General features: G+C 66.7%; 1 protein-coding gene. It reads left to right on the forward strand.

Going from position 1 to position 390, the window contains the following annotated elements; all coding sequences use genetic code 11:
• A partial coding sequence (locus tag AC0L2X_RS32560) for an IS66 family transposase (RefSeq protein ID WP_473601232.1) occupies positions 1–390 on the forward strand: 390 nt, incomplete at both ends.

Consider the following 390-nt stretch of genomic DNA (forward strand, 5'->3'; position numbering starts at 1 on the left):
CGTTATCGCCTCGCAGACGGTGGCGCAGATGGCCCCGCTGTGGGCCGCCGAGGCGGCCGTGCGCGGCCAGGACCCGGCAGTACGGATAGCTGCGCGTCAGGAGAAATCCGTCGCCGTCGTTGCCGCTCTCTTTGCGCTGTGGGAAAAGGAGCTGCCGAAACTGTCGGGCAAATCGAAGCCCGCTGAGGCGATCCGCTATGCGCTCGGCCGGCGTGCCGCGCTCGAGTGCTTCCTCGCCGACGGCCGCATCGAAATCGACTCCAACACCGTCGAGCGCGCGATCAGGCCGCAGACAATTACTCGAAAGAACAGCCTCTTCGCTGGCAGCGACGGCGGCGGACGGACATGGGCGACCATCGCCACGCTGCTGACCACCGCCAAGATGAACCA

The sequence above is a fragment of the Mesorhizobium sp. WSM4828 genome, assembly GCF_055811175.1.